The 24,843-nt window shown below is 43.7% G+C and carries 25 protein-coding genes and 1 riboswitch; of the genes, 15 read left to right on the plus strand and 10 right to left on the minus strand.

Translation table 11 applies throughout. From position 1 onward, the window contains the following. The 5 genes from HP456_RS00845 to HP456_RS00865 form a co-directional block, all read left to right on the plus strand. Nucleotides 1-582: tripartite tricarboxylate transporter substrate binding protein (locus tag HP456_RS00845; protein WP_172248120.1), on the plus strand; the 582-nt coding region annotated here is incomplete at its 5' end. A gap of 90 nt (nucleotides 583-672) precedes the next feature. Then, on the plus strand, nucleotides 673-1,122 hold the full coding sequence (locus tag HP456_RS00850) for a tripartite tricarboxylate transporter TctB family protein (protein ID WP_172248121.1): 450 nt from the start codon (nucleotides 673-675) through the stop codon (nucleotides 1,120-1,122). Nucleotides 1,123-1,140: 18 nt separating this feature from the next. Further along, nucleotides 1,141-2,649, plus strand: a complete 1,509-nt coding sequence (locus tag HP456_RS00855) for a tripartite tricarboxylate transporter permease (protein WP_172248162.1) — start codon at nucleotides 1,141-1,143, stop codon at nucleotides 2,647-2,649. A gap of 18 nt (nucleotides 2,650-2,667) precedes the next feature. Then, nucleotides 2,668-4,182: an FAD-dependent tricarballylate dehydrogenase TcuA gene (gene tcuA, locus HP456_RS00860; protein WP_172248122.1), complete on the plus strand. Its 1,515-nt coding sequence runs from the start codon at nucleotides 2,668-2,670 to the stop codon at nucleotides 4,180-4,182. An 88-nt stretch (nucleotides 4,183-4,270) separates the two neighbouring features. Next, nucleotides 4,271-5,632, plus strand: a complete 1,362-nt coding sequence (locus HP456_RS00865; protein ID WP_172248123.1) for an SLC13 family permease — start codon at nucleotides 4,271-4,273, stop codon at nucleotides 5,630-5,632. 103 nt (nucleotides 5,633-5,735) lie between these two features. Here HP456_RS00865 and HP456_RS00870 read toward each other — a convergent pair whose 3' ends face one another. Then, nucleotides 5,736-6,209: an acyl-CoA thioesterase gene (locus HP456_RS00870; protein WP_172248163.1), complete on the minus strand. Its 474-nt coding sequence runs from the start codon at nucleotides 6,207-6,209 to the stop codon at nucleotides 5,736-5,738. 150 nt (nucleotides 6,210-6,359) lie between these two features. Beyond that, a riboswitch (cobalamin riboswitch) is annotated at nucleotides 6,360-6,554 on the minus strand. Between the two features lie 187 nt (nucleotides 6,555-6,741). Here HP456_RS00870 and HP456_RS00875 point away from each other — a divergent pair. Further along, nucleotides 6,742-8,265 (plus strand): flotillin family protein, encoded by a 1,524-nt coding sequence (locus HP456_RS00875; protein WP_246288632.1) that lies wholly within the window; start codon nucleotides 6,742-6,744, stop codon nucleotides 8,263-8,265. 516 nt (nucleotides 8,266-8,781) lie between these two features. Then, entirely contained in the window at nucleotides 8,782-9,747 is a 966-nt protein-coding gene (locus tag HP456_RS00880) for an alpha/beta hydrolase (RefSeq protein WP_172248124.1), read from the plus strand. 141 nt (nucleotides 9,748-9,888) lie between these two features. Here the strand turns inward: HP456_RS00880 and HP456_RS00885 are convergent, their stop codons facing one another. Continuing rightward, nucleotides 9,889-10,155 (minus strand): hypothetical protein, encoded by a 267-nt coding sequence (locus HP456_RS00885; RefSeq protein ID WP_172248125.1) that lies wholly within the window; start codon nucleotides 10,153-10,155, stop codon nucleotides 9,889-9,891. 181 nt (nucleotides 10,156-10,336) lie between these two features. Between HP456_RS00885 and HP456_RS00890 the strand changes: the two genes are divergently transcribed. Continuing rightward, nucleotides 10,337-11,734, plus strand: coding sequence for an FAD-binding oxidoreductase (locus HP456_RS00890; RefSeq protein ID WP_172248126.1), 1,398 nt, complete (start codon nucleotides 10,337-10,339; stop codon nucleotides 11,732-11,734). Next, nucleotides 11,731-12,714 carry a bile acid:sodium symporter family protein gene (locus HP456_RS00895; RefSeq protein ID WP_172248127.1) on the plus strand — a complete coding sequence of 328 codons (984 nt, stop codon included), beginning with the start codon at nucleotides 11,731-11,733 and terminating at the stop codon, nucleotides 12,712-12,714. Before HP456_RS00890 ends, HP456_RS00895 begins: the two co-directional genes overlap by 4 nt. Before the next feature lie 50 nt (nucleotides 12,715-12,764). Here HP456_RS00895 and HP456_RS00900 read toward each other — a convergent pair whose 3' ends face one another. From HP456_RS00900 to HP456_RS00915, 4 genes are all read right to left on the minus strand, one after another. Next, a complete protein-coding gene (locus HP456_RS00900) occupies nucleotides 12,765-13,772 on the minus strand; it encodes a FecCD family ABC transporter permease (RefSeq protein WP_172248128.1) in 1,008 nt (335 codons plus the stop codon). Further along, the gene (locus tag HP456_RS00905; RefSeq protein ID WP_172248129.1) at nucleotides 13,772-14,779 is read right to left on the minus strand and encodes a FecCD family ABC transporter permease; all 1,008 of its coding nucleotides are present in this window, start codon (nucleotides 14,777-14,779) and stop codon (nucleotides 13,772-13,774) included. The genes HP456_RS00900 and HP456_RS00905 overlap by 1 nt, the downstream gene beginning before the upstream one ends. 176 nt (nucleotides 14,780-14,955) lie before the next feature. Continuing rightward, entirely contained in the window at nucleotides 14,956-15,879 is a 924-nt protein-coding gene (locus tag HP456_RS00910; RefSeq protein ID WP_172248130.1) for an iron-hydroxamate ABC transporter substrate-binding protein, read from the minus strand. Next, on the minus strand, nucleotides 15,830-16,675 hold the full coding sequence (locus HP456_RS00915; RefSeq protein ID WP_172248131.1) for an ABC transporter ATP-binding protein: 846 nt from the start codon (nucleotides 16,673-16,675) through the stop codon (nucleotides 15,830-15,832). Before HP456_RS00915 ends, HP456_RS00910 begins: the two co-directional genes overlap by 50 nt. A 181-nt stretch (nucleotides 16,676-16,856) precedes the next feature. Between HP456_RS00915 and HP456_RS00920 the strand changes: the two genes are divergently transcribed. Continuing rightward, on the plus strand, nucleotides 16,857-17,909 hold the full coding sequence (locus HP456_RS00920; RefSeq protein WP_172248132.1) for an NAD(P)/FAD-dependent oxidoreductase: 1,053 nt from the start codon (nucleotides 16,857-16,859) through the stop codon (nucleotides 17,907-17,909). A 116-nt stretch (nucleotides 17,910-18,025) separates the two neighbouring features. Here the strand turns inward: HP456_RS00920 and HP456_RS00925 are convergent, their stop codons facing one another. Next, nucleotides 18,026-18,751 (minus strand): TerC family protein, encoded by a 726-nt coding sequence (locus HP456_RS00925; RefSeq protein WP_172248133.1) that lies wholly within the window; start codon nucleotides 18,749-18,751, stop codon nucleotides 18,026-18,028. A 217-nt stretch (nucleotides 18,752-18,968) separates the two neighbouring features. Between HP456_RS00925 and HP456_RS00930 the strand changes: the two genes are divergently transcribed. Together HP456_RS00930 and HP456_RS00935 are read left to right on the plus strand one after the other, a co-directional pair. Next, nucleotides 18,969-19,367: an ion channel gene (locus HP456_RS00930; RefSeq protein ID WP_172248134.1), complete on the plus strand. Its 399-nt coding sequence runs from the start codon at nucleotides 18,969-18,971 to the stop codon at nucleotides 19,365-19,367. A 64-nt stretch (nucleotides 19,368-19,431) separates the two neighbouring features. Next, entirely contained in the window at nucleotides 19,432-19,893 is a 462-nt protein-coding gene (locus tag HP456_RS00935; RefSeq protein WP_246288634.1) for a YbaN family protein, read from the plus strand. A gap of 85 nt (nucleotides 19,894-19,978) precedes the next feature. Here HP456_RS00935 and HP456_RS00940 read toward each other — a convergent pair whose 3' ends face one another. Together HP456_RS00940 and HP456_RS00945 are read right to left on the minus strand one after the other, a co-directional pair. Further along, complete coding sequence (locus HP456_RS00940; protein WP_172248135.1) at nucleotides 19,979-20,419, minus strand: hypothetical protein; 441 nt, start codon at nucleotides 20,417-20,419, stop codon at nucleotides 19,979-19,981. Between the two features lie 9 nt (nucleotides 20,420-20,428). Next, the gene (locus HP456_RS00945) at nucleotides 20,429-20,767 is read right to left on the minus strand and encodes an ASCH domain-containing protein (protein WP_172248136.1); all 339 of its coding nucleotides are present in this window, start codon (nucleotides 20,765-20,767) and stop codon (nucleotides 20,429-20,431) included. A 188-nt stretch (nucleotides 20,768-20,955) separates the two neighbouring features. On the opposite strand from HP456_RS00945, the gene HP456_RS00950 reads away from it, so the two are divergent. The 3 genes from HP456_RS00950 to HP456_RS00960 all read left to right on the plus strand — a co-directional run bounded on the left by HP456_RS00950 (nucleotide 20,956) and on the right by HP456_RS00960 (nucleotide 23,113). Further along, nucleotides 20,956-21,903: a DMT family transporter gene (locus tag HP456_RS00950; RefSeq protein ID WP_312857716.1), complete on the plus strand. Its 948-nt coding sequence runs from the start codon at nucleotides 20,956-20,958 to the stop codon at nucleotides 21,901-21,903. A gap of 262 nt (nucleotides 21,904-22,165) precedes the next feature. Further along, the gene (locus HP456_RS00955; protein WP_172248137.1) at nucleotides 22,166-22,309 is read left to right on the plus strand and encodes a hypothetical protein; all 144 of its coding nucleotides are present in this window, start codon (nucleotides 22,166-22,168) and stop codon (nucleotides 22,307-22,309) included. 168 nt (nucleotides 22,310-22,477) lie between these two features. Then, nucleotides 22,478-23,113: an FMN-dependent NADH-azoreductase gene (locus HP456_RS00960; RefSeq protein WP_172248138.1), complete on the plus strand. Its 636-nt coding sequence runs from the start codon at nucleotides 22,478-22,480 to the stop codon at nucleotides 23,111-23,113. A gap of 448 nt (nucleotides 23,114-23,561) precedes the next feature. Here the strand turns inward: HP456_RS00960 and HP456_RS00965 are convergent, their stop codons facing one another. Further along, a complete protein-coding gene (locus HP456_RS00965) occupies nucleotides 23,562-24,836 on the minus strand; it encodes an MFS transporter (RefSeq protein WP_172248139.1) in 1,275 nt (424 codons plus the stop codon). Between the last annotated feature and the right edge of the window lie 7 nt (nucleotides 24,837-24,843).

A 24,843-nucleotide genomic window follows, 5' to 3' on the forward strand; every position in this document is an offset into this window, starting at 1 on the left:
GATTCAAAGTATGACACAGCAACAGCACTTCTCGATCAAATGAAGAAGGATCCCAAATCTTTAAAGATCGGGGTAGGACCAGGACTTGGAAATGATGACCACTTATCTTTAGTACAAGCGGCAAGTGAAAAAGGGATCGATCCTACCAAACTTGATTTCCTTGTCTATGAAGGCGGAGGGGATGTCGTGACTGCCTTACTGGGAGGACATGTTGATGCTGTAACGACTTCCCTATCAGAAGTAAAGGAGCAGCATTTAGCAGGGAAGCTGAAGATTCTCGCAGTTTCTTCTGAAAAAAGACTCGAAGGGCTTGATGATGTTCCTACTTGGAAAGAAGAAGGTGTGGATATGGTATTTCCTCATTGGAGGGGAATCATGGGACCGCCGGATATGACTGAAGAAGAAGTGGCTTATTGGGATGAAAAGATTGGAGAAATGGTCAAAACGGATGAATGGAAGAAAATGCTCAAAAATAATGATTGGGATGACTTTTATAAAGATAGTAAAGAAACGAAGCAATTCATGAAGGAGCAAGAAGAACTGTATACGGAACTTGTGAACAGTTCCGGTTTAACCAATTAATTCAAGACTTAGAAAGGCGTTGGCGGAGAAGGGAAGAGGGAACGACCCGGTCCCTTTCCGGCCGACTGCCACTATAGGAGGCAGAAGTGAGTGAAAGCAATCAAACTGGGAATGCCGATCTTTTTAATTCTATTAAGCCTCTCCTTTCTGATCGGGTCGATGAACTTACCTAAAGCGAATCTTGGGAATCCAAATGGCCCTCTATATTTTCCAATAGGCTTAAGTGCATTCATGTTGATATTCAGTATCTTTTATCTGTTCCAGGAATGGAAAAATATAAACCGTGCCAATATGGATATAAAGCTGCTGCTTGAAGGGAGAACACCAAAATTAATAGTACTCACGGTAGTATACGGAGCCATTTACGCTCTTATTTTTGAGAGAATAGGTTTCTTGTTATCTACCATCCTATTTTTGGGAGCATTATTATTTACAGTCAATGGCATCAAAAAAGCCGTTGTGAATGTGATCGTTGCAATCAGCTTTTCTTTTCTATCCTGGTATGCATTCAGTGTATTATTAGGAGTCAGTCTGCCTTAGGAGGTGAGCTAAATGGATATGAGCAACTTTATGCAGGGATTAATGACTGCATTAGAACCAATTAATATTATGTGGGTTGTCATCGGAGGCTTTCTTGGAACGATAGTCGGGATGCTGCCTGGTTTGGGACCGGCAACTGCTGTTGCTGTGTTGATACCGATTACGTTCGGTATGGAGCCCACCAGTGCGATCATTCTAATGGCAGCCATTTATTATGGAGCGATGTACGGTGGATCCAGAAGTTCGATTCTGTTGAATACCCCCGGTGACGGCTCGGCGATAGCTGCAACATTTGACGGGTATCCGATGGCTCAGAAAGGGCAGGCAGGACAAGCCATGGCGATATCTGCAGTAGCGTCCTTCATAGGGGGGATAATGGCAGTAATAGGTTTTATCTTCCTGGCAGAACCACTGGCAAGCTTCGCATTGAAATTTGGTCCTGCTGAATACTTCCTGTTGATGTTGTTGACCCTTTCTGCGATCGTTTCTCTGTCAGTTGGGAAAATGGTCAAAGGATTCATCGCCATGTTTCTTGGGCTGATGTTGAGTACTGTCGGTATTGACACTCAAAGTGGCGTCTATCGCTTTACTTTTGGAAGTTCCCATTTAAGTGAAGGAATTGATTTCTTAATTGTCATCATTGGGGTTTATGCAGTAGGTGAAGTGCTTTACAACTACTTGAAGATAGATCATGTGCAAAAAGAGAAAAAGAAAGTCGGTAAAATCTGGTTCACTAAAAAACAGTGGAAACGGTCAATGTGGCCCATTCTCAGAAGCGGCCCGCTTGGGTTCATAGTTGGGGTTCTCCCGGGTGCTGGAGGTTCGATTGCTTCCATGATCAGCTATTCGACCGAGAAGCAAATCTCAAAAAAGCCCGAAGAGTTCGGAAAAGGTGCTGTGGAAGGACTTGCGGCACCGGAGTCAGCAAATAACGCTGCTTCAGTGGGAGCAATGATCCCATTATTAACAATGGGGATACCAGGTTCAGGGACTACAGCTGTCATGCTTGGAGCGCTTGTCATGCTCGGGATGAAGCCCGGACCCTTACTTTTTGAAAACGATCCGAATACCGTTTGGACTTTGATCAATAGTATGTTCATAGGGAATATCGCGCTGGTTATCATCAATATTTTACTAGTTGGACTATTAGTGAAAATTCTTGATACGCCGGCCAAGGTCTTATATCCGGTCATTGTGATCCTGGCCTTTATTGGAACATACACACTCAGTTACAGTGCTGTGGACTTCTTTTTATTATTAATTTTCGGAGTTTTCGGCTTATTTTTAAAGGTAATGGATTTCCCGATTGCCCCACTGGTACTGGCATTGATTGTCGGGGCTGATATGGAACAGAATTTTAGAATGGCGGTGCTCTCATCGAATGGAAACCTGGGTATCTTCTTTGAAACACCGATAGCAATCGGCCTAGCTGTCTTGACTCTTCTATCTTTGTTCTATCCATTGCTTATAAAAGCACTTAAGAAGAAGGGGAAAGACCCTGTTAACCCGATTACAAAAGACATGTAGCAATAGGAGGTAATGGAAATGTCAAATCAAACGTCATATGATGTAGTTGTTGTAGGCGCCGGAAACGCTGCTTTATGTGCTGCGATATCGGCCTGTGAAGAAGGAGCGAAAGTGTTGGTATTGGAGAAAGGACCTGAGCATAAGAGGGGCGGAAATTCATTCTTCACTGATGGAGCGATCAGGGTGGCATATCATAACCTCAAGGACATCCGGAAAGTCGTACCTGATCTAACAGATGAGGATGCAGCTGCTGTCGTCATGCCGGACTATCATGAAGACGACTATTATGAAGACATCATGCGCGTCACCAAAGGCGAGAGTCAGCCGGAACTTGCGAAACAGCTGGTGAATCGTTCGTTTGAAACATTGGTCTGGATGAAAGGACACGGAGTTAAATTTGAATTGAACTACGAAAATCAGTCCTATGAAAAGGATGGCAAGCGACAATTTTGGGGAGGTCTCCCAGTTAAGACAGAAAATAAAGGAATTGGATTGATGGAACAGCTCTTTACCCGTGCACAGGAGCTTGGGATCGATATCTGGTATGAAGCAGCAGCAGTTGAGCTCATGAAAAAAGAAGAAAATATCTGCGGTGTGGCCGTCGAGCAAGATGGAAAAAGGATGACTGTTGAAACAACCGGCGTTATTCTGGCATGCGGAAGTCTTGAAGCAAATAAAACGTTTCGAAGTGAGCAACTCGGTGACGAATGGGAAGCAGCAATCGTCCGGGGTACTGAATACAACACGGGTGATGGTATTTCGATGGCGACAGCGATTGGAGCAGAGAAGTTTGGGGAATATTCCGGTTGTCATTCAATCGGGACAGATTATAATGCTCCAAAAGTCGGCGACTTCAATAAACCGGGGGATATTTATAAGAAACATTCCTACCCTCTGAGTATCATGCTTAATAAAGATGGGAAACGGTTCGTAGATGAAGGAGCTGACTTCAGAAATTATACGTACGCAAAATATGGACGGGAAATATTGAAACAACCGGATCATGTTGCTTATCAGATTTATGATTCCCAGGTACGTCCATTGCTTCGAAAGGAATATGACTTGGAAGAAGCAACCTATTATAAGGGTGAATCTCTGCTTGAACTAGTCAATCAACTGCCTGTAGACAAACAGCAATTTCTCAAAACAATCGAAGAATATAATGATGCCGTTCAAGGCGGAGAATACAATCCGACAGAGAAAGACGGAAAGAAAACAACCGGGTTAACACCTGAAAAAACGAACTGGGCATTAAAAATTGAAAATGGCCCATTCTATGCATACCCTGTGACGTGCGGTATTACTTTCTCATTTGGCGGACTGCATGTAAATTCATCAGGAGAAGTATTAAAAAAGGATAATAAACCATTATCCGGGTTGTTCGCTGCGGGAGAAATGGTGGGAGGAATCTTCTATCACAACTATCCTGGAGGATCTGGGCTGATGTCAGGAGCAGTTTATGGGAAATTGGCGGGTTCTGCTGCCGCCCGCTATGTACTCGGGAATAAGAAGGATACAAAGATTACGAATTGATGTTTAGTGGTTGAGAAGTAAGAAAGTCACCTGATTATCGGTGACTTTTTCCTTTTGGTTGCAGATTTCACGGACGGGAGAAATAACGATGAAAAAACCACTATTATTGATCATTACTTTATTCATGTATGGCTTGTTCTTTTTGCCTGTTTTTGGGTGGGATGATAAATGGAAAGCAATCGCGGCTCTTATCATCATTCAAATATTATGGATAGGGAAAGTATTTCCGCTTGCCTTCAGTTCATTGATATTCATTCTGCTTCTTTCATTCCATTTTTTCACTTATGAACAAACGTTGAGCTATTTTAGTACTGGAATCGTATGGCTATTATTCTCAACATTTATTATCTCAACAGCCTTCATTGAAACAGGGCTTGCAAGCAGGGTATCTCTCTATATGCTAAGGCTCTCAAGGGGTTCCGGAAAAGCATTGATATTCATTTCTTTTTTGTTGATGCTTGTGCTGTCCATTCTGATTCCTTCTAATGTGGGGAAAGGAAGTCTGGTTTCCTCAGTCCTGGACAGTCTAATGAAAAGTTTAAAGAAAATAGGGGACGTTCGCCATTTAGGTAAATCCCTGTTTATCGGGATTGCGTATCTAGCTGCGATTTCAGGTGCTTTCGTTGCAACCGGGGCAAGCTCCACTATCTATGCGTTCGGAATCATGAATGAGGTATCACCCGATTTGAACTACATAAAATGGTTTATCTTATTTGGGATCCCGGTTTTGCTGTTTATTTTGATTCTGTGGGTGATATTTCTGTTTGTATTCCCTCCTGAAAAAATAGACCGAAAACTATTGTTGACGTTGATTGAGAGGAAAATCGGTGAATTGGGACCTTTTAGCACTAACGAAAAGAAAGTAATGTGTATCATAGGAGGGACACTGGTGCTATGGGTCACTCAGCCTTTACATGGGTATTCAATCCCTCAAATCGGCCTTCTTGGTGCTTGTGTGACAGTATTTCCTTTCGCGGGGGTTTGGAGTTGGGAGCAGGCAAGAAAGTCCATTGATTGGGATTTGATCCTCTTTTTTGCTTCGACTTTAATGGTATCCGGAATGTTAATAAGAACCGATACAATCAATTGGATGGCTGCAGGTTTAAACAGTATCCTTGCAGGTCACTCCCCCTGGGTTGTCATTTTGATACTTGTCATCAGCACAAGCGTCATCCGGGTTGTATTTGTGAATATATTAGGTTTCTTGACAATCATGCTTCCGTTGGCTATTACGATTGGAAATTCGATCCCGGCTTTATCGCCCTTGCATATTGCCATGCCGGTGTTCCTTGCATGCGTCCCGGGGTTCTTTCTGGTAACCCAGTCCCCTGTACATTTGATCAGTTACACTTATGGTTATTTTACAGATAAGGACTTACTGAGGGTAGGCTGGATAGCCTCTGTTGCGTGGACAGGTGTCATATTGGGAGCTGTGTTTTTTTATTGGTAGGACTATTAAACCCTGCTGGGAGTTTCAGTGGCGGATTCTTCGGCCTGAATATGGCCTGTTGGTAAAAAAGGGATGAACAGTAAAGTGTTCATCCCCAATTTCTTTACTTAATCAACGCCCTATTCTTTCGATGTTCTTTCCGCTTGAGGGCGGTGTTGAACAGCCGGTTTTCTTCCTCGGTTTCCGGAATGACCTTTGGGACGGGCTTTGGTTTTCCGTTTTCATCAACGGCTACCATCGTAAGAAAGGATTCAGTGGTGAGGGTTTGAATTCCTGTCAGTAGATTCGTAGAAAATACCTTCACATAAACCTCCATTGAAGTCCTTCCGGTCGAAGTCACAATCGCTTCCAGGCTCAGTGCATCACCGACGGTTGCAGATGAGAGAAAGTCAACCGAATCAATGGATGCCGTAACCACCACTGAACTGGAATGTTTCATCGCAGATAGCGCTGCGATTTCGTCGATATAGGCTAATACTTTACCTCCAAAGATTGTTTGCATGTGGTTGGTGTCCGGTGGCAGCACCAATTTCGTTTGGATCGTACGTGAACGTTCAGTTGGATAAGCTTGTTCCATCATGTTTCATCTCCTATTATATCTTTAAAATGAAAAAGCATCTTCTTTTTATAAAGAAGATGCAGCTATTCCAGACAAACGATCAGGATCCAATGATACCAGATGTGTTGTTCCATTTAGCGTAACACCCTCCTATCTCCCGTAGGAACTCTGTGTTCTTCCCGATTGGCAGGTCTCCTGGCTCGGCTTCGTCAATCTCTTATCCCTTCCCATATCCTAAACGGAAACAGTGGGCTTCATAAGTAATCTCGGCCTTACAGTGGCGGGACCGCGTCGGAGTTTCACCAACTTCCCTTTTAAGAAGAGCGTCAACAGACACTTTTCACCAATAAGCAATTATGAAATTGTGAACGCTATAATTCTACCATATTCGACGCCGCCACACTTAATTTTGTCATTTGTAAGGGAATAAACTGTTAATTTCCCATTTTTATGAAACCTTTAGAGCCTCTCATCCGTAAATAGTCATATAACCATTTTAATAGCAGAGACAAATTTCACTGCTGAAAAATTTATCAGGGGGTAGGTAAATATGGGTTCATTAACTGCAATTGGAGCAATTATGTTCCTAATTCCTGTTTTGATCGTGGCAGCGATCGCCGGAATTGCGTATTATTTCTGGATGAGATTCCGGTACCGTACTGCACGGTCCAATCAGGCTTTGATTATTACGGGTCCGAAACTCGGGGATCCCGAGAAAGAGACGAATATTTTCACCGATCAGGAAGGGCGTTCCATGAAAATCATCAGGGGCGGGGGATACCGCCTGAGAAGATTCCAAACGTCTACGCCTGTTAATCTGACTTCTTTCCAATTGAAGCTGTCGACACCTCGTGTCTATACAAACGGCGGGGTGCCGATCGTGGCCGATGCCGTAGCAATGGTCAAGGTGGCCGACACACTGAACGGAATCGCTAACTATGCGGAACAATTCCTTGGAAAGGATCAAAAGGAAATCGAAGATGAAATCATTGAAGTATTAGGAAGTAATCTTCGCGCAATCCTATCAAAAATGACCGTGGAGGACATAAACAGCAATCGTGAGAAGTTTAACGCCGACGTATCAGAAATCGCCCAGAAACAGCTTGATCTGATGGGCTTCAAAATCACGTCTCTCGGCTTGACGGACATAAGAGATGCGGATGAAGAAAATGGATACTTAGAGAACCTGGGACGCCCCCGCATCGCGGAAGTCCGCAAACAGGCTGAAATCGCCGAGGCGAATACTGAACGTGAAACGCGGATTCACCGTGCACAGACCGATCAGGAAGCAAAGGAAGAAGAATACAAGCGCCAAATTTCCATTGCCGAGTCCAAAAAGGAAAAAGACATCAAAGATGCGGCATTCAAGGAAGAAACAGAGCGTGCGCGTGCGAAGTCAGAACAATCATACGAATTGGAGAAAGCCAAGCTTTCAAAAGAAGTAAAAGAAGAAGAATTGACGCTTCAATTCCTTGAGCGCGAACGGGCTGTTAAGCTCGAGGCTGAAGAATCAAAAGTGCGTCAAACGAAAGCTGACGCCGAATACTATGAAACAACACGTAAGGCAGAAGCAGAAGCGCGTAAAGCTGAGATAGACGGGGAAGCGAAAGCGAAAATCCGACGTGAAGAGGGTTCTGCTGAAGCGGATGTCATCAGGCAGCGCGGTAAGGCAGAAGCAGAATCACGTAAACTTCTTGCTGAAGCAATGGAGAAACACGGAGACGTCATCATTACAGAAAAACTGATTGAGATGCTTCCTGTTTTTGCAGAGAAGATTGCACAGCCTCTTAACAACATCGATTCGGTTAAGATCATCGATTCCGGTAATGGCCAGGGTGTCCCGTCATTTGGCAAAAGCATCACAAAAACGATGGTCGATATGCAGGAGCCTTTGAAGGAAATGACGGGGATTGATGTGGGTGAATTGCTAAGGTCTTATGCAAATAGACGACCTGAAAGAACCATTCAGCAGCCGGCAATTTCTGATTCAACAGCAGAGGAAGAGGCAGCTTCTGCTCTAAGCTCTCATAAGGATGAGCCTCAAGAAGAAGTGACAACAGGTAAAGGGAACTAATCGTTAGTCCATCATTCATAAAGCCTTATCCCCGTTAAGATGATCTGAATAGGGGATAAGGCTTATTTTCCAAAAAAATCCTTTACTCCTTATGAAATTCATTTACTATTAATAGGTAGATTTCATAAATAAGCCAAATTTAATTTGTCAGAGGCAGTTATGAGATTGCAGATTATTGCTGCATATGACTTGCACCATCACTTTGAAGCATTTTCTAAACTGAATTGCGTCTCAAGAACTTAGAGGGAGGAACATGTATGGAGACCGGAATAATTTTTGCTTTTTCAATTGCTGCAGGTTCACTTGGTGTAGCAATCATTGCATTATCGATGGCGAGTAAACTTGAAAAAAGGGTAAAGGAATTAGAGAAAAAATAATATCGTTATGAAAAGCGCTCCGGGTTAATGAGTGCTTTTTATATTGAGAAACATTTCCTCAATATAAAAGGTTTCTAGTAAAAATCTCCGGGGTATCAAGTAAGTGTATTGCAAGAATAGTAGTGAAGGAGATACCGATATGATAAAACGCATCGGCTTAATTATAAGTTGGCTGCTATTAATAACAGTTATCGTTCTTGTCGGTGCTGCGAATTATTTTTATAACGTCGCCATCAACCGCAGTGATGAAGCGATCAAGCTATACGGCACAGAGGAAGCAGTTGAAGCGGTGAGTGCACTGGAAGAAGAACAGAAACGGCTGCAGGACCTAAGGAGCTGGACGGAAAAACAGGATTTCGAAGAAGTGGAAATACAAAGTGACGATGGTTTGACCCTGAGTGCACTTTATCTGAAAAACGATGCACCAATTGGGAAAACGGTTATATTGGCTCACGGCTATAAAGGAAACAACGAGCAATTGCCAGAAGTGACAAGATTTTATTATGAAAAGGGATATAACATATTGAAACCCGATGCAAGAGGACATGGGAAAAGTGGAGGGGACTATATAGGATATGGGTGGCATGACCGGAACGATTTAAGAAAATGGGTTGATTATGTCATAGAAGAAAAGAATGAAACCTCCATCTTCCTTCACGGCTTCTCAATGGGTGCGTCGACCGTCCTGATGGCAAGCGGTGAAGACCTTCCCAATGAAGTAAAAGGAATCATAGCGGACAGCGGATACACTTCAGTCAAAGATGAAATGGCTCATCAGTTGAAGTACCTTTACCATCTTCCTCCTTTCCCGCTGATTGATATCACTAGCCTGGTAACTGAAATACGGGCCGGGTTTTCATTTGAGGAAGCATCTGCTCTGAATCAGGTTCAGAAAAAGAAAAGTGATTTACCACTTTTTATCATCCATGGTGAGAAGGACGAGCTTGTTCCGTCGGAAATGGCTGAACAATTGTATGAAAAAACATCAGGTGAAAAAAAATTATGGATCATACCTGGTGTCGGACATACACAAGGGTTCCTGGACAAGGAAGAAGAATACAAGCACCGGGTGATGGAATTCATTGATGCAGCGATGAAACAATAGTGATGGGGAAAAGGCCGGAACAAAAGTGTTATAGTCTAAATAAAACCCGAACTGATTTGAATTCCAGGATTTAAATCAGTTTGGGTTTTTTATTAGTATTTATTTATGTTCATTTCGTTTTTAGCTTTGTCCCAGCTAAAATCAGTCATTATTATTCGGATATCCGCTTGAGTCAGGTGAAACCATACCGCCGGCTCCTGTAGAATTGACATCCGGATCTGCTCCTTTTGGCTGATTCGGCAGGGAAGAGTGCATTTTATTATAAGAGGAATCCGTATCTGATTGAGTGTCTGCAAAGGAAACGACTTTAAAATCAGACCCGTCCAGTGCCTTTTTAATTTGATCTTTTGCTTTATCAGCAGATAAAGCCTCTTGAGAATACTCAACTTCAATGGTTAATGTTTTCACTGTGAGTGCCTCCTTTTATGATTGAATTATTTCTTTGTTTCCCTCAGGGAGTTTTCTTTAAACTTTCCGTACTGCTGAATTTTTTTACAAATGAATTAAAAACATTCAATTCTATTGCAAAATTCAGATTATTATGTATAATTGCATACATTATACAAATTGGCCAAAGGAGGAGAGCTGGATGACAGTTAAAGTGAAAGGGCTGCTTCATGAATTAAAGGAAGTGCTGAAAAGTCATCAAGTAACAACAAATGAAACGGTTCTGGAACAGCATGGGAAGGATGAATCTTATCATCAACCGTTCTCTCCTGATATTGTTGTGTTCCCAGAGAGTGCAGAGGAAGTTAGCAGGATTGTAAAATTGGCTAGTGCAAATAAGACTCCGATTGTCCCATTTGGTTTAGGTACAAGCCTGGAGGGTCACGTGATTCCTTATGACAAAGGAATCTGCATTGATTTTTCTCAGATGAACAAGGTCCTCGAAGTAAGGGATAGGGATTTCCTGGTCAGAGTGCAGCCGGGTGTGACCCGGTCCCAGCTAAATAAGGTACTGAAGAAACACGGTTTATTTTTCTCAGTCGATCCTGGTGCAGATGCGACATTGGGAGGGATGGCTGCCACGAATGCAAGCGGTACGACCTCCGTCAAATATGGTGTGATGAGAGATCAGGTGAGGGATTTGGAAGTCGTGCTTGCATCGGGCGAAATCATACACACGGGAAACCTTGCACAAAAATCTTCATCAGGCTATAATCTGAACCATTTATTTGTTGGATCTGAAGGGACGCTTGGCTGCTTTACTGAATTGACATTGAGAGTATATGGAATACCTGAACACATATTGGCTGCAAGAGCTTCATTCCCTCATATTGACAATGCAGTCGAAGCGGTTGTATCGATACTGCAGGCTGGGATACCGGTTGCCAGAGTGGAACTGGTTGATGAGGCCTCCATGAGGCAGGTAAATCTGTTCAGCGATACCGATTACATAGAAAAGCCCACCTTGTTTCTGGAATTTCACGGGAATGAAGCAGGGCTGAAGCAGGATGTGGCATTCATGCAGGAAATCGTTTCAGACCATGGCTGTAAGGAGGTTCATTTCGAGGAAGACCAGGCAGCCAGGAATAAATTGTGGGATGCTCGACATAATCTTGCGTATGCATATGTCCACGGCAATCCTGGTAAAAAGATGATGGTAACAGATGTGTGCGTCCCTATTTCCGAGTTATCCGGAGCGATCAAAAACGCCCGCGAAAAGCTTGATGAGCTTAATCTTACAGGAGGTATCCTCGGCCATGTCGGCGATGGAAACTATCATGCACTTGTCATGCTCGACCTAAGCGACACGGAAGAAGTTCAAAAAGCAGAGGAATTCAATGAAAAGATCGTAGAATATGCCCTTCAAAGAAACGGGACGTGTACCGGAGAGCATGGGGTCGGAGCCGGAAAGATGAAATATCAGCAGAGGGAGCATGGCGGGGCACTGCAGGTCATGAATAATATAAAAGATGCCCTTGATCCAACGGGGCTGATGAATCCCCATAAACTGATTCATACAGGAAAGGAGGAAAAGGGATGAGAATGCTAGAAACCATCAGTCATCTGGCAGGCAAGTATTTCGCTGTCTGGGTCATTTTTGTGGCAGGGGCAGCCTATTTCATTCCTGCACCATTTTTACCATTAGGGAGCTATATCACGATCCTTCTCGGTGTGGTCATGTTCGGGATGGGGCTGACATTGAAGCCGGTTGATTTCAAACTTGTTCTTCAAAAACCGCTCCCTGTCATTACAGGAGTACTTGCTCAATTCATTATCATGCCGCTCGGGGCATTTGCAATCGCATATGTGATGGGTCTGCCGAAGGAGCTTGCAGCAGGCTTGGTGCTGTTAGGTTCGGTTCCGGGCGGGACAGCTTCTAACGTCATGGTCTATTTAGCAAAAGGGAATCTGGCATTATCGGTTGCGATGACGTCGCTCTCTACACTGATGGCGCCACTTGCCACTCCTCTAATTTTATTGGCGCTGGCCGGACAGTGGCTCCCGGTCGACCCCTATGCCATGTTCCTGTCGATCGTACAGGTGATCATCATCCCGATCACGCTCGGATTGGTAATTAAAAGGCTGTTCCCAGGTACCGTGGAAAAAAGTTTGAATGTCATCCCCTTGATTTCGGTGGCAGCAATCATCATTATTGTGTCAGCAGTTGTTTCTGCAAACGTGGAGAATATTGCATCATCCGGTATCATGGTTTTCTCGGCTGTGATGCTGCATAACATATTTGGTTTGGCGCTGGGTTATGGGACAGCCGTCCTGATGAAATTGGATGAAAGCAAACGTCGTGCCATCTCGATTGAAGTCGGTATGCAGAACTCTGGTCTGGGCGTTGCCCTGGCAACGGCCCATTTCGGTCCTCTCGCAGCACTCCCGAGTGTCATAGCGGCTGTCTGGCACAACATCTCAGGCCCGATAATCGCAACCTTCTGGAGTAAAAAAACAGTCATAGAGGCGGAAACTGAAATGGAGAACAAAGGCCGCGAGCCGCAAGCATCTGTCAGATAAAACGAAAGGTGGTAACGGAAGTCCCGTTACCACCTTTTCTTTTCGATATTTTATTTCTTCAACAACAAATACATAAAATATGGCGCCCCTATCAAAGCTATCATGATCCCGGCAGGAATACCGTCCGGCTCCAATATATTTCTGCCGATCGTATCGGCAAGCATCAAGAGCCAGCCGCCAAGTAAAATGGCCACCGGAATGAACATCTGATTACGGGGTCCGACTAAAGCCTTTGCCATGTGAGGAGCCATCAAGCCGATAAAGGCAATCCCGCCTGTAACGGAAACCGAGGATGCGGCCAAAGCCACTGCAACGATGAGCATAAGAAATCGTTCACGATTGATAGAAATTCCAACTCCGACAGAGACAGGCTCACTCAACCCGAGCAGATTCAGCATCTGAGATTTATAGAGAGTGAGGGGTATAAGCAATGCTAGCCAGGGAATGATCGCCCAAATAAATGGCCAGTCCGTTCCCCAGATGCTTCCCGCAAGCCATTTAGCAATGAAATCGACCTTTTGACGCTCGGCGGCTGAAATCAATATAATCATAAGTCCGGAGAAAGCCATCGAAAATCCGACACCCACCAGCACCAGACGCACAGGCTGTAAACCGTTTCTTTTGCTATATGAAAATAAATAGATAAAGCATGCTGTTATCAGGGCGCCAACGAAGGCAACAATCGGCAGCAGATATGCAAAGGAGGCGGCATCGATCGGGAAGAATAAAAAGAATATCGCTATCGAAACTCCTGCTCCTGAATTGATTCCGATGATTCCCGGATCGGCCAGGTCGTTGCGGGTGATTCCCTGCAGAATCGAGCCGGATAGAGCAAGTGCCATACCTGCAAGAAGGGTAATGATGATCCTCGGAAGCCTGATGGAAAACAGGATGAATTCATCTTTGAAGTTTCCATTCCCTAATAGTGTAGGGAAGAGCCGGTCAAATGAAACCGAAGAGTACCCTATTCCAATACTTACGAACGCAGTGACAAGAATTAAAATCAACAGCACCATAATTAGTATTCTTTGCTTTTTTATTAAGTCAGGATGTATCATTAGAAACCTTTCCCTCCTTTATTAACGATGAAGAGGAAGAAAGGCAAGCCCATCATCGCGACAATAGCCGCTACAGGTGTCTCGTAAGGAGCGTGAATGGTCCGCCCCAAAGTATCTGCAAGCAGCAAGAATGATGCTCCAAGCAGAGTAGAGACAGGTATGATGAAACGGTAGTCTGTACCGGTGATCACACGAACGATATGAGGGATCATCAATCCGATGAACACCATATTCCCCACAAGTGCAACAGCAGCACCCGCCAATAAAATAATGACGATGAAAAGAATCGATTTGACAAAAGCCGTCCGCTGGCCCAATCCTACGGCAACTTCTTCATTCAGGCTGAGGATTGTAAGCTGCCTCGACAGGAAGAGTGAAACAACAATTCCCGCGACAATGAATGGGGCGATCACTTGCAGCTGCCCCCATGTAGTTCCGATCAAACCTCCTGCAGTCCACATGGAAACATCTTTTGAAATCTTAAAGAAAAGGCCGGTGCCTTCTGCAATAGCGAATAAAAAAGCAGACACGGCTGCCCCTGCCAATACAATCCGAAGAGGAGAGAAGCCGCCTTTTTTCATAGAGCTGATTCCGAAAACCATAAGAGCCCCTGCCCCGGCGCCGATAAAACAAGCAATCATAATTCCCGGTGAATTCACAGAGGGGATGAAGGCAAGGGTGATGGCGAGAGCGGCATTCGCCCCGGCAGTCAACCCCAGCAGTCCAGGGTCTGCCAGCGGGTTCCTTGTCATTCCTTGCATGATGGCTCCTGAAACAGATAAGGCAGCACCGACAAAAATTGCAGCGACTGCACGAGGAAAACGGATTTCCTGAAGGATGGTTGCTTTTTCACTTATCTCGAAAGAAGTAAGAGCAAACCAAACGTCTTTTACAGTGGTATCTGCCGCACCAAAAATCATTGAAATGAAAAAGCAGGCAGCAAAAATCACCACTGAAGCCATTAATTTTATTATAAATGGTATATATCGCTGATTTGGAGTAGTCATTATCAATCATCATCTCTTTTTTGGAGTATAAAGGAAGAGGAATTCTTTTCATAAGAATTCCTCCATTGTCCAGCATGTACGGCCAGCTCCTTTGATTCATAAGCTAAATGGACCAAGAAGGCAAGGAACACATTTCCGGCCCGATTTAGCTGAACGAGCCGCTTCGGCTGTTCTTATTAGTTATCCAGGAATTTTTCTTTAAAGAAGTCAAGCTGATAATCCAGTGTAAGTGGATCATTGAAATAGAATTCCATCATATTCACTTCAAATACCTGGTCGTTTTTCACAGCAGGAATCTTTTTGAATGTTTCAGTTTCCATAAATGAATTGTCGCCATTCGAGTCTTTGCTCAGAATGACATAATCACCTGCATATTCAGGAAGGACTTCTGTCGAGAGAGCAAAGTATCCAGGTTCAAGAGCTTGTTCTTTCACTTTTTCAGGCATCTTCAGGTTCATTTCCTGATAGAGGATTTCGGTACCGCGTCCCCAGTTGTTTCCGTATACGTATAATTGCTTATCGAAGCTTTCAATGACGGAAACGGTTGCATCTTCACCAATCTTGGCCCTGATTTCATCGCCTGCTTCCTGAGCACGCTTTTTGAAGTCATCCACCCATGCTTGCGCTTCTTTTTCCTTGTTTAATAGTTTTCCAATTTCGATATGTTGAGTCAGATAGTCAACTTTCCCATATGTATAAGTGACAGTAGGGGCAATTTCATTTAGTTTATCAACATTTTTGATATTGGATAATCCGATGATCAGATCCGGGTTCAGTTCGATGATCTTCTCAAGACTTTCATCAGATACTTCTTCTACACCTTCTAAATCATCTTCCCAGCGGGGGTTCATTTTAGACCAGGAATCGACACCAACCACATTTACGTCAAGTGCCATGACATTCCCTGCAAAAGAGGAAAGAACGACGACACGCTTCGGGTCTGCCGGAACTTCAACTGGTCCGTTTTCTGATTCGTAAGTGATGGTTTCAGTTTTACTGTCTTTATTTGACTCTTTTCCTTTATCATCTGTTGTACCGTTGCCGCATGCACTAACTAATAGCACCAACAGCAGAGTAAATGGAATCATCCATTTTTTCATGTTGATCTTCTCCTTTAAGTAAGTTGTATGTGATGCACATTGGTTTATTAGTTCGAGGGTCTCTTCCGATCGCAGCGTCAATTTGGAATACTTTCTTCAGGACTTCAGAGGTGATGACTTCTTCACAAGTACCGGCTTTGACGATTTCTCCCTCTTTGAGGGCGACGATGTAGTCGGCGAAGCGTGCTGCCTGATTCAAGTCATGAAGTACCATGACGATGGTCCGTCCCTGCTCTGCATTCAGTTTTTGCAGGAGTTCCAGTACTTCCAGCTGGTGAGCCATATCCAGGTATGTAGTCGGTTCATCAAGGAAAATGATATCCGTTTCCTGAGCCAGAGCCATGGCAATCCACACACGCTGCCTTTGGCCTCCGGATAATGCGTCGACCTGTCTGTACTTAAAGTCAGAGGTACCTGTCACTTCAAGTGCCCAATTGATGATGTCGTAATCTTTCTTGGACAGACGTCCCATCCCTTTTTGATGGGGGAAGCGTCCGTAGGAAACCAATTCCCCGACAGTCAACCCTCCTGCACTTTCAGGAGTCTGTGGAAGGATCGCCATTTTTTTGGCAAGTTCCTTCGTATTCCCTTTGGATATATTTTCACCATCCAATAGAACATTGCCGGATTGGTGTGAAATGATGCGGGTAATCGCTTTCAGCAAAGTCGATTTTCCACAACCGTTCGATCCGATGATGGTGGTGATTTGTTTATCCGGTATTTGAACGCTAAGATCTTTCACAATTAAGTGGTCACCATAGCCAATGTTTAATTCATCCGTATATAGGCGAACCATGTTGAGCCCTCCATTTATTATTGGAATTTAATGATAACGATTCTCATTCTCGAACAATACCATACTATAATTCTTTTTTACCAATGTCAATAGAATTTTTCATTGTCACATCGAAGAAAAAGAGGTAGTATGTAATTGAGAATGATAATCAATAGTGATTGATTGCGGGGAGTGGACGGACATGAAAGGGCATGAATTATTTGATGTAACGATAATCGGAGGAGGTCCGGCAGGGCTTTACTCTGCTTTTTACAGCGGTCTTAGAGAAATGAAAACAAAGATCATAGAGTATCAGCCGATGTTAGGCGGGAAAATACATGTATATCCGGAGAAAATGATTTGGGATGTAGGGGGACTGACCCCTACACCAGGAGCGGAACTGATCAAGCAGCTCGTTCAGCAAGGGCTGACCTTCGATCCGGAAGTTGTGCTGAATGAAAAGGTAGAAAGCATTACACGTAATGAGGAAGGCTTGTTCATTCTTGAGGGGTCTTCAGGACAGAAGCATTTCTCTAAGAGTGTCATTGTGGCTGTTGGAAGTGGAATCATCAATCCTCAGAAGCTTGATATTGAAGGTGCTGAGCGCTTTGAAGTTTCTAATTTGCATTATACAGTGAAGTCGTTGAAAAGTTTTAAAGACAGGACAGTCGTTATCTCCGGCGGCGGGAATTCGGCAGTGGACTGGGCAAATGAGTTGGAACCGATCGCTAAAAAGGTGTATGTAACGTATCGAAAAGAAGCACTGAATGGCCACGAAGCCCAATGTGCCCAGCTGTTAAACAGCTCTGCCGAATGTTTGTTTCATACATCGATAACCAAGCTGATGGCGGATGGTGATCATGAACGGATTGAAAAGGTACAGTTGACGAATCACCAGACGGGAGAAGTATCCTATCTTGATATCGATGAAGTGATCATCAATCACGGTTATGAAATTGATGCATCTTTGCTGAAGAACAGCAGCTTGAATGTTAAAATGGTGAATGATTTCTACATTGAAGGGACGTCCACAAGCGATTCGTCCATTGAAGGTCTGTATGCTGCAGGTGATATCCTGATGCATGAAGGAAAGGTAAACTTGATCGCTGGAGCTTTCCAGGATGCGGCCAATGCTGTCAATAGAGCCAAGAAATACATTCAGCCTGAAGCGGATAAAATAGCGATGGTGTCATCCCATAACGATGTCTTCAAAAAGAAAAATAGAGAACTTGTCAAAAAGATGATGGTGAACTGAACGGCCGGTTCTCCAGCAGGATGACAGTGATCAACTAGCCATCATTTGGGATGCTCCGGAAAATATGGTCAAATAAAAAAGATGCTTACTCCTCGCAGTAAGCATCTTTTTAACTATCAATTTGCCTCGTGAAGTCTTTCTTCTGAAACGGAACCGGCAGATTTCTTATTGACAAGATAACCGATCAACAGGACAGCAGCTGTCAGGCCGAATGAAATTACATAAGTTGCAGGTCCGTGGTGGATGTTCAGAAGATTCATGAATTGATGATCTCCGACAATCATTTCTCCTGCAGTATATGCCAGGATCCCAGCACCTAAATAGGCTATCCAGCGATATTTCTCAAGTACTTTCACAATCGCCTTTGATCCGAAAATCATGATAGGGATAGAAATAAATACACCGAGTGCGATCATCCCAAGATGACCATGCGCAGCACCAGCAACAGCCACAACATTATCAAGGCTCATCACTGCATCTGCCAGAATGATGGTTGTAATCGCTTGTTTCATTCCTGTGTGAGACTTGATATCAGCTTCCCCTTCTTCTTCCACCAATACTTTATAAGCAATCCATAAAAGTAGAATTCCACCTATCAAGTGCACAAAAGGAATCTTCAGCAAGTACACAATGATTGCAGCGAATAGAATACGTAAAATGACGGCACCTGCAGTACCCCAAAAGATGGCTTTGTTTTGAAGCTCTTTGGGCAAGCCCCTTGTAGCCATAGCGATGACGATCGCATTGTCTCCTGACAGGATTATATCAATCGCAATGATTTTTAACAGGGCAATGACGGCACCTGATGAAATTGCAAGCCCCAATGGAAATAGAAAATCCATGATGGTTCCTCCTCGTTTCTAGTAAACATGTATATTTAAAACAACTTTCTTAGTTTAACATAAAAAAAACATTCGTGAAGGTAGTTTAGAAGACTGTAAGGAGGCCCCTTGCATTTCTGAAGGGAAAAGACCGTGTTACTTTGAAAATCAGTGGTTTTAAACATCCTGAAAGTGGTAAATAAAGAACGGATTAAAGATTAAGGAGGCATCTTCAGTTTTGGGTAATCTGCTAGTAGTAGGAGCAATCATATTCATTCTCATTAACTTAATCTATTTCTTTAAAAATAAAGAATTCAGATACAGTTACTTCAGTGCAAAGATGTTCTATAAACTTTTCTTCGTGCTGATGGGAGTTATGATTGCATTTGCCGTCCTTTATTATGGATTGGGCATGAATGGTACCGTATTGCGATACAGCGTGCCGGATGGACAGCCAGTCACCCACTCCTTTTCCAATTACCTGTATTTCAGCGGGGTGACGATCTTGGCGGTAGGATACGGGGACTTTCTTCCAGTAGGTCATTTACGCTTCTTCGCCCTTATGGAAGCAGCCATCGGACTCCTGCTCCCATCCGCCTACTTCATGAAAATGCTCAATTCCAAAGATAGAGAATAGCTTAATTGAAGGCCCTTCCCACGCTGTCATTAAGCAACGGAAGGGCCTTCAAATATGTTTAATAATGTCACTTGAGATGTTACGGGAAGGTACATACAATAATGAAGAAAGAAGAAACTTGATCGGAGAAGGGAGCAGGCAAGTGAAAAGTCTTCAGAAAGGTCTTTTTATCGCATTGGGGTTTGTTTTCATGACAATCGCAATCATCGGCATCGTGCTTCCGCTTATCCCTACTACACCGCTCTTATTATTGGCTTCCTACTTTTTTGTAAAAGGCTCACAGCGATTTGAAATCTGGTTCAAAGATACAGGTGTATATAAAAAGCATTTGGAGGGGTTTGTCCAGAATCGTTCCATGACGCTCCGCCAAAAGATCACTCTTATGGCATTTTCGGATGTGATGATCATGATCCCACTGTTTATGACGGATAAAATCCTCGTGAAGGCGATACTGAGCCTGATCATTATGTATAAGCATTATTATTTTATTTTCAGAATAAAGACGGTTAAGATCCGAAGTTACTAAATTGGCTGTTAACAAGTAATGTGAAAAAGCACATCCCCTATGGCACGAAGTGTCAAATGGGATATGCTTTTTTAAAACTTTCAAATTACCACAAATCTGGCTTGATTACCATAAACCAAAGCATCGCGAGAAGAAGGATGAGGTAAGTCAAAATGGTTCGCTTCAACTTTGCGATCAAAGGTTCCCGTTCTTCTTGATCATCGTCAAACTTTCTGAGCGTCGGGGAAAAAGCACGTGCCAGAAAGAATAGTGAGCAGAACATGATGAGGAGTGTCATGACGATCCAGGGGGTATCCCAAGACCAGGGACCTAATATGACTAAGAGGATCCCTGATCCCACAAGCACATGTCCAGCGTGTTTGGATAATCTCACAGTAAAACGGAATGTATCCAGGTACGAAGTCATTTCTTTTCCTGAAGCAATACGAAGCTTCTTGATCATCGGCAGTAAAATAAAAAATGGACCGATGGAAGCTACTACACTCAGAACGTGCAGATAAATAATGATACGATAATATAGTTCCATTTAACTGACCTAGTCGTTTACGGCACTGAATTCATGTACCCAGACTCTCATTTTTGGATGCCAAGGCATTCCCGGATGGTAGGAGAGAATGGTTTCCTTGTATTCTTCCACTGTTTGAAAGCCTTCCTGCCGCGCATGTTCATCAGTCAATTCTCCAAGAGATTGCGAATATACTTTATCCACTATGTACTTTTTGCCCTGCAATTCCATAATTTCTCCTACATCTGCATAGCGTCCGTTACGGCGTGTTGCCGTCTTTTTCCCTCGAAGAACCTGTTCAACGTCTTCCTCTTTTGTTACGAGACGATCGATGCTGCATGTTTTAGGCGGTAATTCTTGTTTATTCATAGTAAATCACTCCTTTCGCTATTCACTATAGCATAAAGCGTTCTTTCAATCTCCTTATAATAAAAATATCTGAATGATTCAAATTTCTTACAGGAATTTGGCGATGCACCGTAGTAAAGAAGTAAAAGGGGTGATATGATGAAATGAAAATGCAGGAACCATGACTGCAGAAATCTACAGAAAAGGTCTTGAGTACATTGAAAAAGTGGCAGACATACTTAGTATTGGTATTCATCATGATGATTTGGGGATTCAATGTTCCCGCATTGAAAACATTGGTGACAGAATTCACCCCCGTAACGATTACATCACTGCGTATCTTTACGGCAGGGATCACGGTATTTATCATTTTGGGAATCATGAAAAAAGTAAGAAGACCTACCAGACGGGAAAGCATCTTCATCATTGGCGGCGGGCTGTTGAATGTAGTGAGTCATCATTACTTTCTGTCTGTAGGTTTAACACAGACCACCTCCACTAATGGAGGTCTCATTCTGGGAACAGGTCCTTTGCTGACGGCACTGCTTGCTTCCATCCTGCTAAGGAATCGGCCGACAGTCATCAAGGTCATTGGGTTTGTTCTCGGAGGAATCGGGGTTTCCATCATTGTTTTATCAGGTGGGGAAGGACTCGGAAACCTGAATGGCGGAGATGCGATGATCTTCATTTCCATATTCTCTCAAGCATTGAGTTTCATTATCATCAGCCGTGCAGCTAAAACGCTGGATCCCCGTTTATTAACTGGATATATGCTTATTTTCGGATCAGTGATTTTGTTCTTAATCGGCTTGGTAACAGAGCCGGGGGGACTTTCACAACTAAGTGGATCATCTCTTTGGATCTGGATGCTGTTTATCGCTTCGGCGATGATCGCGACAGCAGTGGGACATATGCTGTATAATCATTCGATCGGTCAGCTTGGGGCAGCCGAAACTTCTATCTTTCTTAATCTCAATACGTTCTTCTCATTAATAGGGGCTGCATTATTCTTAGGCGAAAAAATAACTTCCCAACATTTACTAGGACTGCTTTTCATCATTTTAGGAGTCATTTTCGGGGCAGGGACACTGGAAGAAATGATTATCAAGAGGAAAAGGCAAAGGTTCTATACGAAACAACAGAAACGTCATATGTAATGTTAAGTCTATTCACGATTGAGTGGATAGACTTTTTATTTGCCATGATACATCCACTCGTGTTGACTGCCGGATTTTAATAAGATGTGAAAGAATTAGAGGATTTTCCTCCGGGAATAAAGAATTATAGAAGTGAATATTGTGTAGTGATAAAGTCTTGGTTTTTTGCGGGGTGGCGTTTGGTGATACGGACTTATGTCGCATCTGTATAAAACATTGGGCAGGGGACACATTATACCTAACATGACGGAGGTGTTGTTTGATGGAAAATAAACCATTTCATTACGATGGAAGCAGCCAAATGACAGACGGTGCACCAACAGAGAATGAGCCATTTGAATTGACGGGGGAAATGAGAAAAAGTATCGGTGTTAATCCTTTCGAAGCGGTATCGGAGGAAAAGTAAGAAGAGGGGGTGCTGTCAGAGATGACAGCATCTTTTTTTCATAACCATAAAGACTTGAGTTTGCTTTTGATGACATACTTGAATGGTATTTCCATTTCAGCGCATAGAATATCATTTTCTTCGCAAAATGAAATAGACAAATAAATTAATGCTAAGGAAGGGTATATCATGACAAAATTATTGTATATCACCGCACATCCGCATGACGATACTATGTCTTACAGTATGGCTGCAGCAAAAGCATTTATGGATACGTATAAAGAAGTGAATCCCAAAGATGAAATCGTACATATTGATTTGTATAAGGAACATATTCCGCATATTGACGCAGACGTGTTCAGCGGCTGGGGGAAGCTGCAGTCAGGTAAGGGGTTTGAAGAGCTGTCACCTGATGAAAAGCAAAAGGTACAGCGGTTAAATGAGCTTTCAGATCAATTTATTAAGGGAGATAAATACGTATTTGTCACTCCTTTATGGAATTTCTCTTTTCCTCCCCTTATGAAAGCATACATTGATTCTGTGGCAGTAGCGGGAAAGAGCTTCAAATATACTCCGGAGGGGCCAGTCGGGCTTTTAACGGATAAGAAAGCTCTCCACATCCAGGCACGCGGCGGCATTTACTCGGAGGGGCCGGCTGCAGCGATGGAAATGGGCCACCGTTATCTCGATATCATCATGCAATTCTTCGGAGTTCCTTCGTTCCAGGGGCTATTTGTTGAGGGGCATGCAGCCATGCCTGATAAAGCAGCCGAGATCAAAGCTGACGGAATTGCCCGGGCAAAAGATATGGCTCATACATTTTAAATGAAAAGCGCCTGAATTTCCGTTTCTGGAGGACAGGCGCTTTTTGATTTGATATGAAAGTAAAGTTCAATCTCTAGAATTGTCCAGCTCCAGCGCCTAGCCCCTCGAGACGTTTCGGACCGCCCAATGAAGTCAAAGAGCGACTTCCCCGGCCGGTCCTAAAACGCTTGTCGGGCCTGACCAAGGCGCTTGCGCTTTTCTTATTGTCCAGCTCCAGCGCCTAGCCCCTCGAGACGTTTCGGACCGTCCAATGAAGTCAAAGAGCGACTTCACGGGCCGGCCCTCCAACGCTTGTCGGGCCTGACCAAGGCGCTTGCGCTTTTCTTATTGTCCAGCTCCAGCGCCTAGCCCCTCGAGACGTTTCGGACCGTCCAATGAAGTCAAAGAGCGACTTCACGGGCCGGCCCTCCAACGCTTGTCGGGCCTGACCAAGGCGCTTGCGCTTTTCTTATAAGATGGTCGGCTTGTTCACTTCGCCCGCTTTTGGTTCTGGTACAAATGCAAGGATGATCAGACCAATGATGAAGAGAATGACCAGACTGAATACACCGCTGCTGGAATCGCCCGTAACCTGTGCCGTGACACCGACAAGGAGCGGTCCCAGGATGGATGCGAACTTACCGAAGATATTATAAAAACCGAAGAACTCATTTGAGTTTTTCTTAGGAATCAATTTGGCAAAATAAGCACGGCTGAGTGCCTGGATCCCACCTTGTGAAGAAGCTACGAGCATAGCTAGAATCCAGAAATCCAGGGTGGTTTCAAGGAAGTAAGCGTAAATACATACAACGATATAGACGCTGATCCCCACGTAAAGCATTTTTTTACCAGTGAATCGCTCTGCCAGCCGTCCATACAAGATCGCGAACGGTCCGGCAACCACCTGCGTGACGAACAGGATGATCAGCAAATTTGTTGCCGTGATGCCGAGGTCTGTTCCATATGCGGTAGACATTGTGATAATCGTTCCGACTCCATCGATATAGAAAAAGTAGGCGAGAAGGAATAAGAATAGTGCACGATACTGTCTGATTTCTTTAAGTGTTTTGCCCAGCCGCTTAAAACTGTTTACTACAGGTTTCGGTTCCCGTTCGATGAAGTAACGCTGATGTACGTTTTTAATAAGCGGGATCGAAAACAACCCCCACCAGATCGCAGTTATAATAAATGCGATTTTACTTGCGGCAGTGGTCGAAAGCGGCAGGGTTCCATTTTGCGACAGAACGATGATCGCAATGCTGATGATAAACGGGATGGTACTCCCGATATAACCGAATCCGAATCCTCTGGATGATACTTTGTTCATACGATCTTCAGTTGTAACATCGGTAAGGAAAGCATCGTAGAAAACATTTGATCCTGCAGATCCGATGGCTGCCACTGTATAGAAAATCAAAAGCAGTAGCCATTGATCACTGGGCACGAATGCAAGGATCGCAGTAAACGTCACCCCCAGAGCGAAGAAAAAGGTGAAGAATTTCTTTTTATATCCTTGATAATCTGCAATGGTGCCCAAAATGGGGCTGAGCATCGCCAAAATGAATGTGGCGATAGCAACGGTATAACCCAGATAGGCAGTGGAATCAGAAGGACTTACACCTGCATTTGTGGCTGCTGCTTTATAAAATAGTGGAAAAACCGCCGTTGAGATAATGATTGAATAGGCGGAGTTTGCCCAGTCATAAAATATCCAGCTGTTTTCTTCCTTGGAAAATCGTTTCATTATCTAT

This window comes from Bacillus haikouensis (genome assembly GCF_013179555.1).
GTDB classification, from domain to species: domain Bacteria; phylum Bacillota; class Bacilli; order Bacillales; family Bacillaceae_B; genus Rossellomorea; species Rossellomorea haikouensis_A.

Excerpts from the sequence above, each read along its gene's own strand:
- HP456_RS00910 (WP_172248130.1), bottom strand. The coding sequence starts at position 15,879 with ATGAAAAAATGGATGATTCCATTTACTCTGCTGTTGGTGCTATTAGTT.
- HP456_RS00865 (WP_172248123.1), top strand. The coding sequence starts at position 4,271 with ATGAAAAAACCACTATTATTGATCATTACTTTATTCATGTATGGCTTG.
- HP456_RS00940 (WP_172248135.1), bottom strand. The coding sequence starts at position 20,419 with ATGGAACTATATTATCGTATCATTATTTATCTGCACGTTCTGAGTGTA.
- HP456_RS00925 (WP_172248133.1), bottom strand. The coding sequence starts at position 18,751 with ATGGATTTTCTATTTCCATTGGGGCTTGCAATTTCATCAGGTGCCGTC.
- HP456_RS00900 (WP_172248128.1), bottom strand. The coding sequence starts at position 13,772 with ATGATACATCCTGACTTAATAAAAAAGCAAAGAATACTAATTATGGTG.
- HP456_RS00920 (WP_172248132.1), top strand. The coding sequence starts at position 16,857 with ATGAAAGGGCATGAATTATTTGATGTAACGATAATCGGAGGAGGTCCG.
- HP456_RS00895 (WP_172248127.1), top strand. The coding sequence starts at position 11,731 with ATGAGAATGCTAGAAACCATCAGTCATCTGGCAGGCAAGTATTTCGCT.
- HP456_RS00880 (WP_172248124.1), top strand. The coding sequence starts at position 8,782 with ATGATAAAACGCATCGGCTTAATTATAAGTTGGCTGCTATTAATAACA.
- HP456_RS00890 (WP_172248126.1), top strand. The coding sequence starts at position 10,337 with ATGACAGTTAAAGTGAAAGGGCTGCTTCATGAATTAAAGGAAGTGCTG.
- HP456_RS00935 (WP_246288634.1), top strand. The coding sequence starts at position 19,432 with ATGTCACTTGAGATGTTACGGGAAGGTACATACAATAATGAAGAAAGA.
- HP456_RS00855 (WP_172248162.1), top strand. The coding sequence starts at position 1,141 with ATGAGCAACTTTATGCAGGGATTAATGACTGCATTAGAACCAATTAAT.
- HP456_RS00870 (WP_172248163.1), bottom strand. The coding sequence starts at position 6,209 with ATGGAACAAGCTTATCCAACTGAACGTTCACGTACGATCCAAACGAAA.
- HP456_RS00955 (WP_172248137.1), top strand. The coding sequence starts at position 22,166 with ATGGAAAATAAACCATTTCATTACGATGGAAGCAGCCAAATGACAGAC.
- tcuA (WP_172248122.1), top strand. The coding sequence starts at position 2,668 with ATGTCAAATCAAACGTCATATGATGTAGTTGTTGTAGGCGCCGGAAAC.
- HP456_RS00965 (WP_172248139.1), bottom strand. The coding sequence starts at position 24,836 with ATGAAACGATTTTCCAAGGAAGAAAACAGCTGGATATTTTATGACTGG.
- HP456_RS00915 (WP_172248131.1), bottom strand. The coding sequence starts at position 16,675 with ATGGTTCGCCTATATACGGATGAATTAAACATTGGCTATGGTGACCAC.
- HP456_RS00905 (WP_172248129.1), bottom strand. The coding sequence starts at position 14,779 with ATGACTACTCCAAATCAGCGATATATACCATTTATAATAAAATTAATG.
- HP456_RS00960 (WP_172248138.1), top strand. The coding sequence starts at position 22,478 with ATGACAAAATTATTGTATATCACCGCACATCCGCATGACGATACTATG.
- HP456_RS00875 (WP_246288632.1), top strand. The coding sequence starts at position 6,742 with ATGGGTTCATTAACTGCAATTGGAGCAATTATGTTCCTAATTCCTGTT.
- HP456_RS00945 (WP_172248136.1), bottom strand. The coding sequence starts at position 20,767 with ATGAATAAACAAGAATTACCGCCTAAAACATGCAGCATCGATCGTCTC.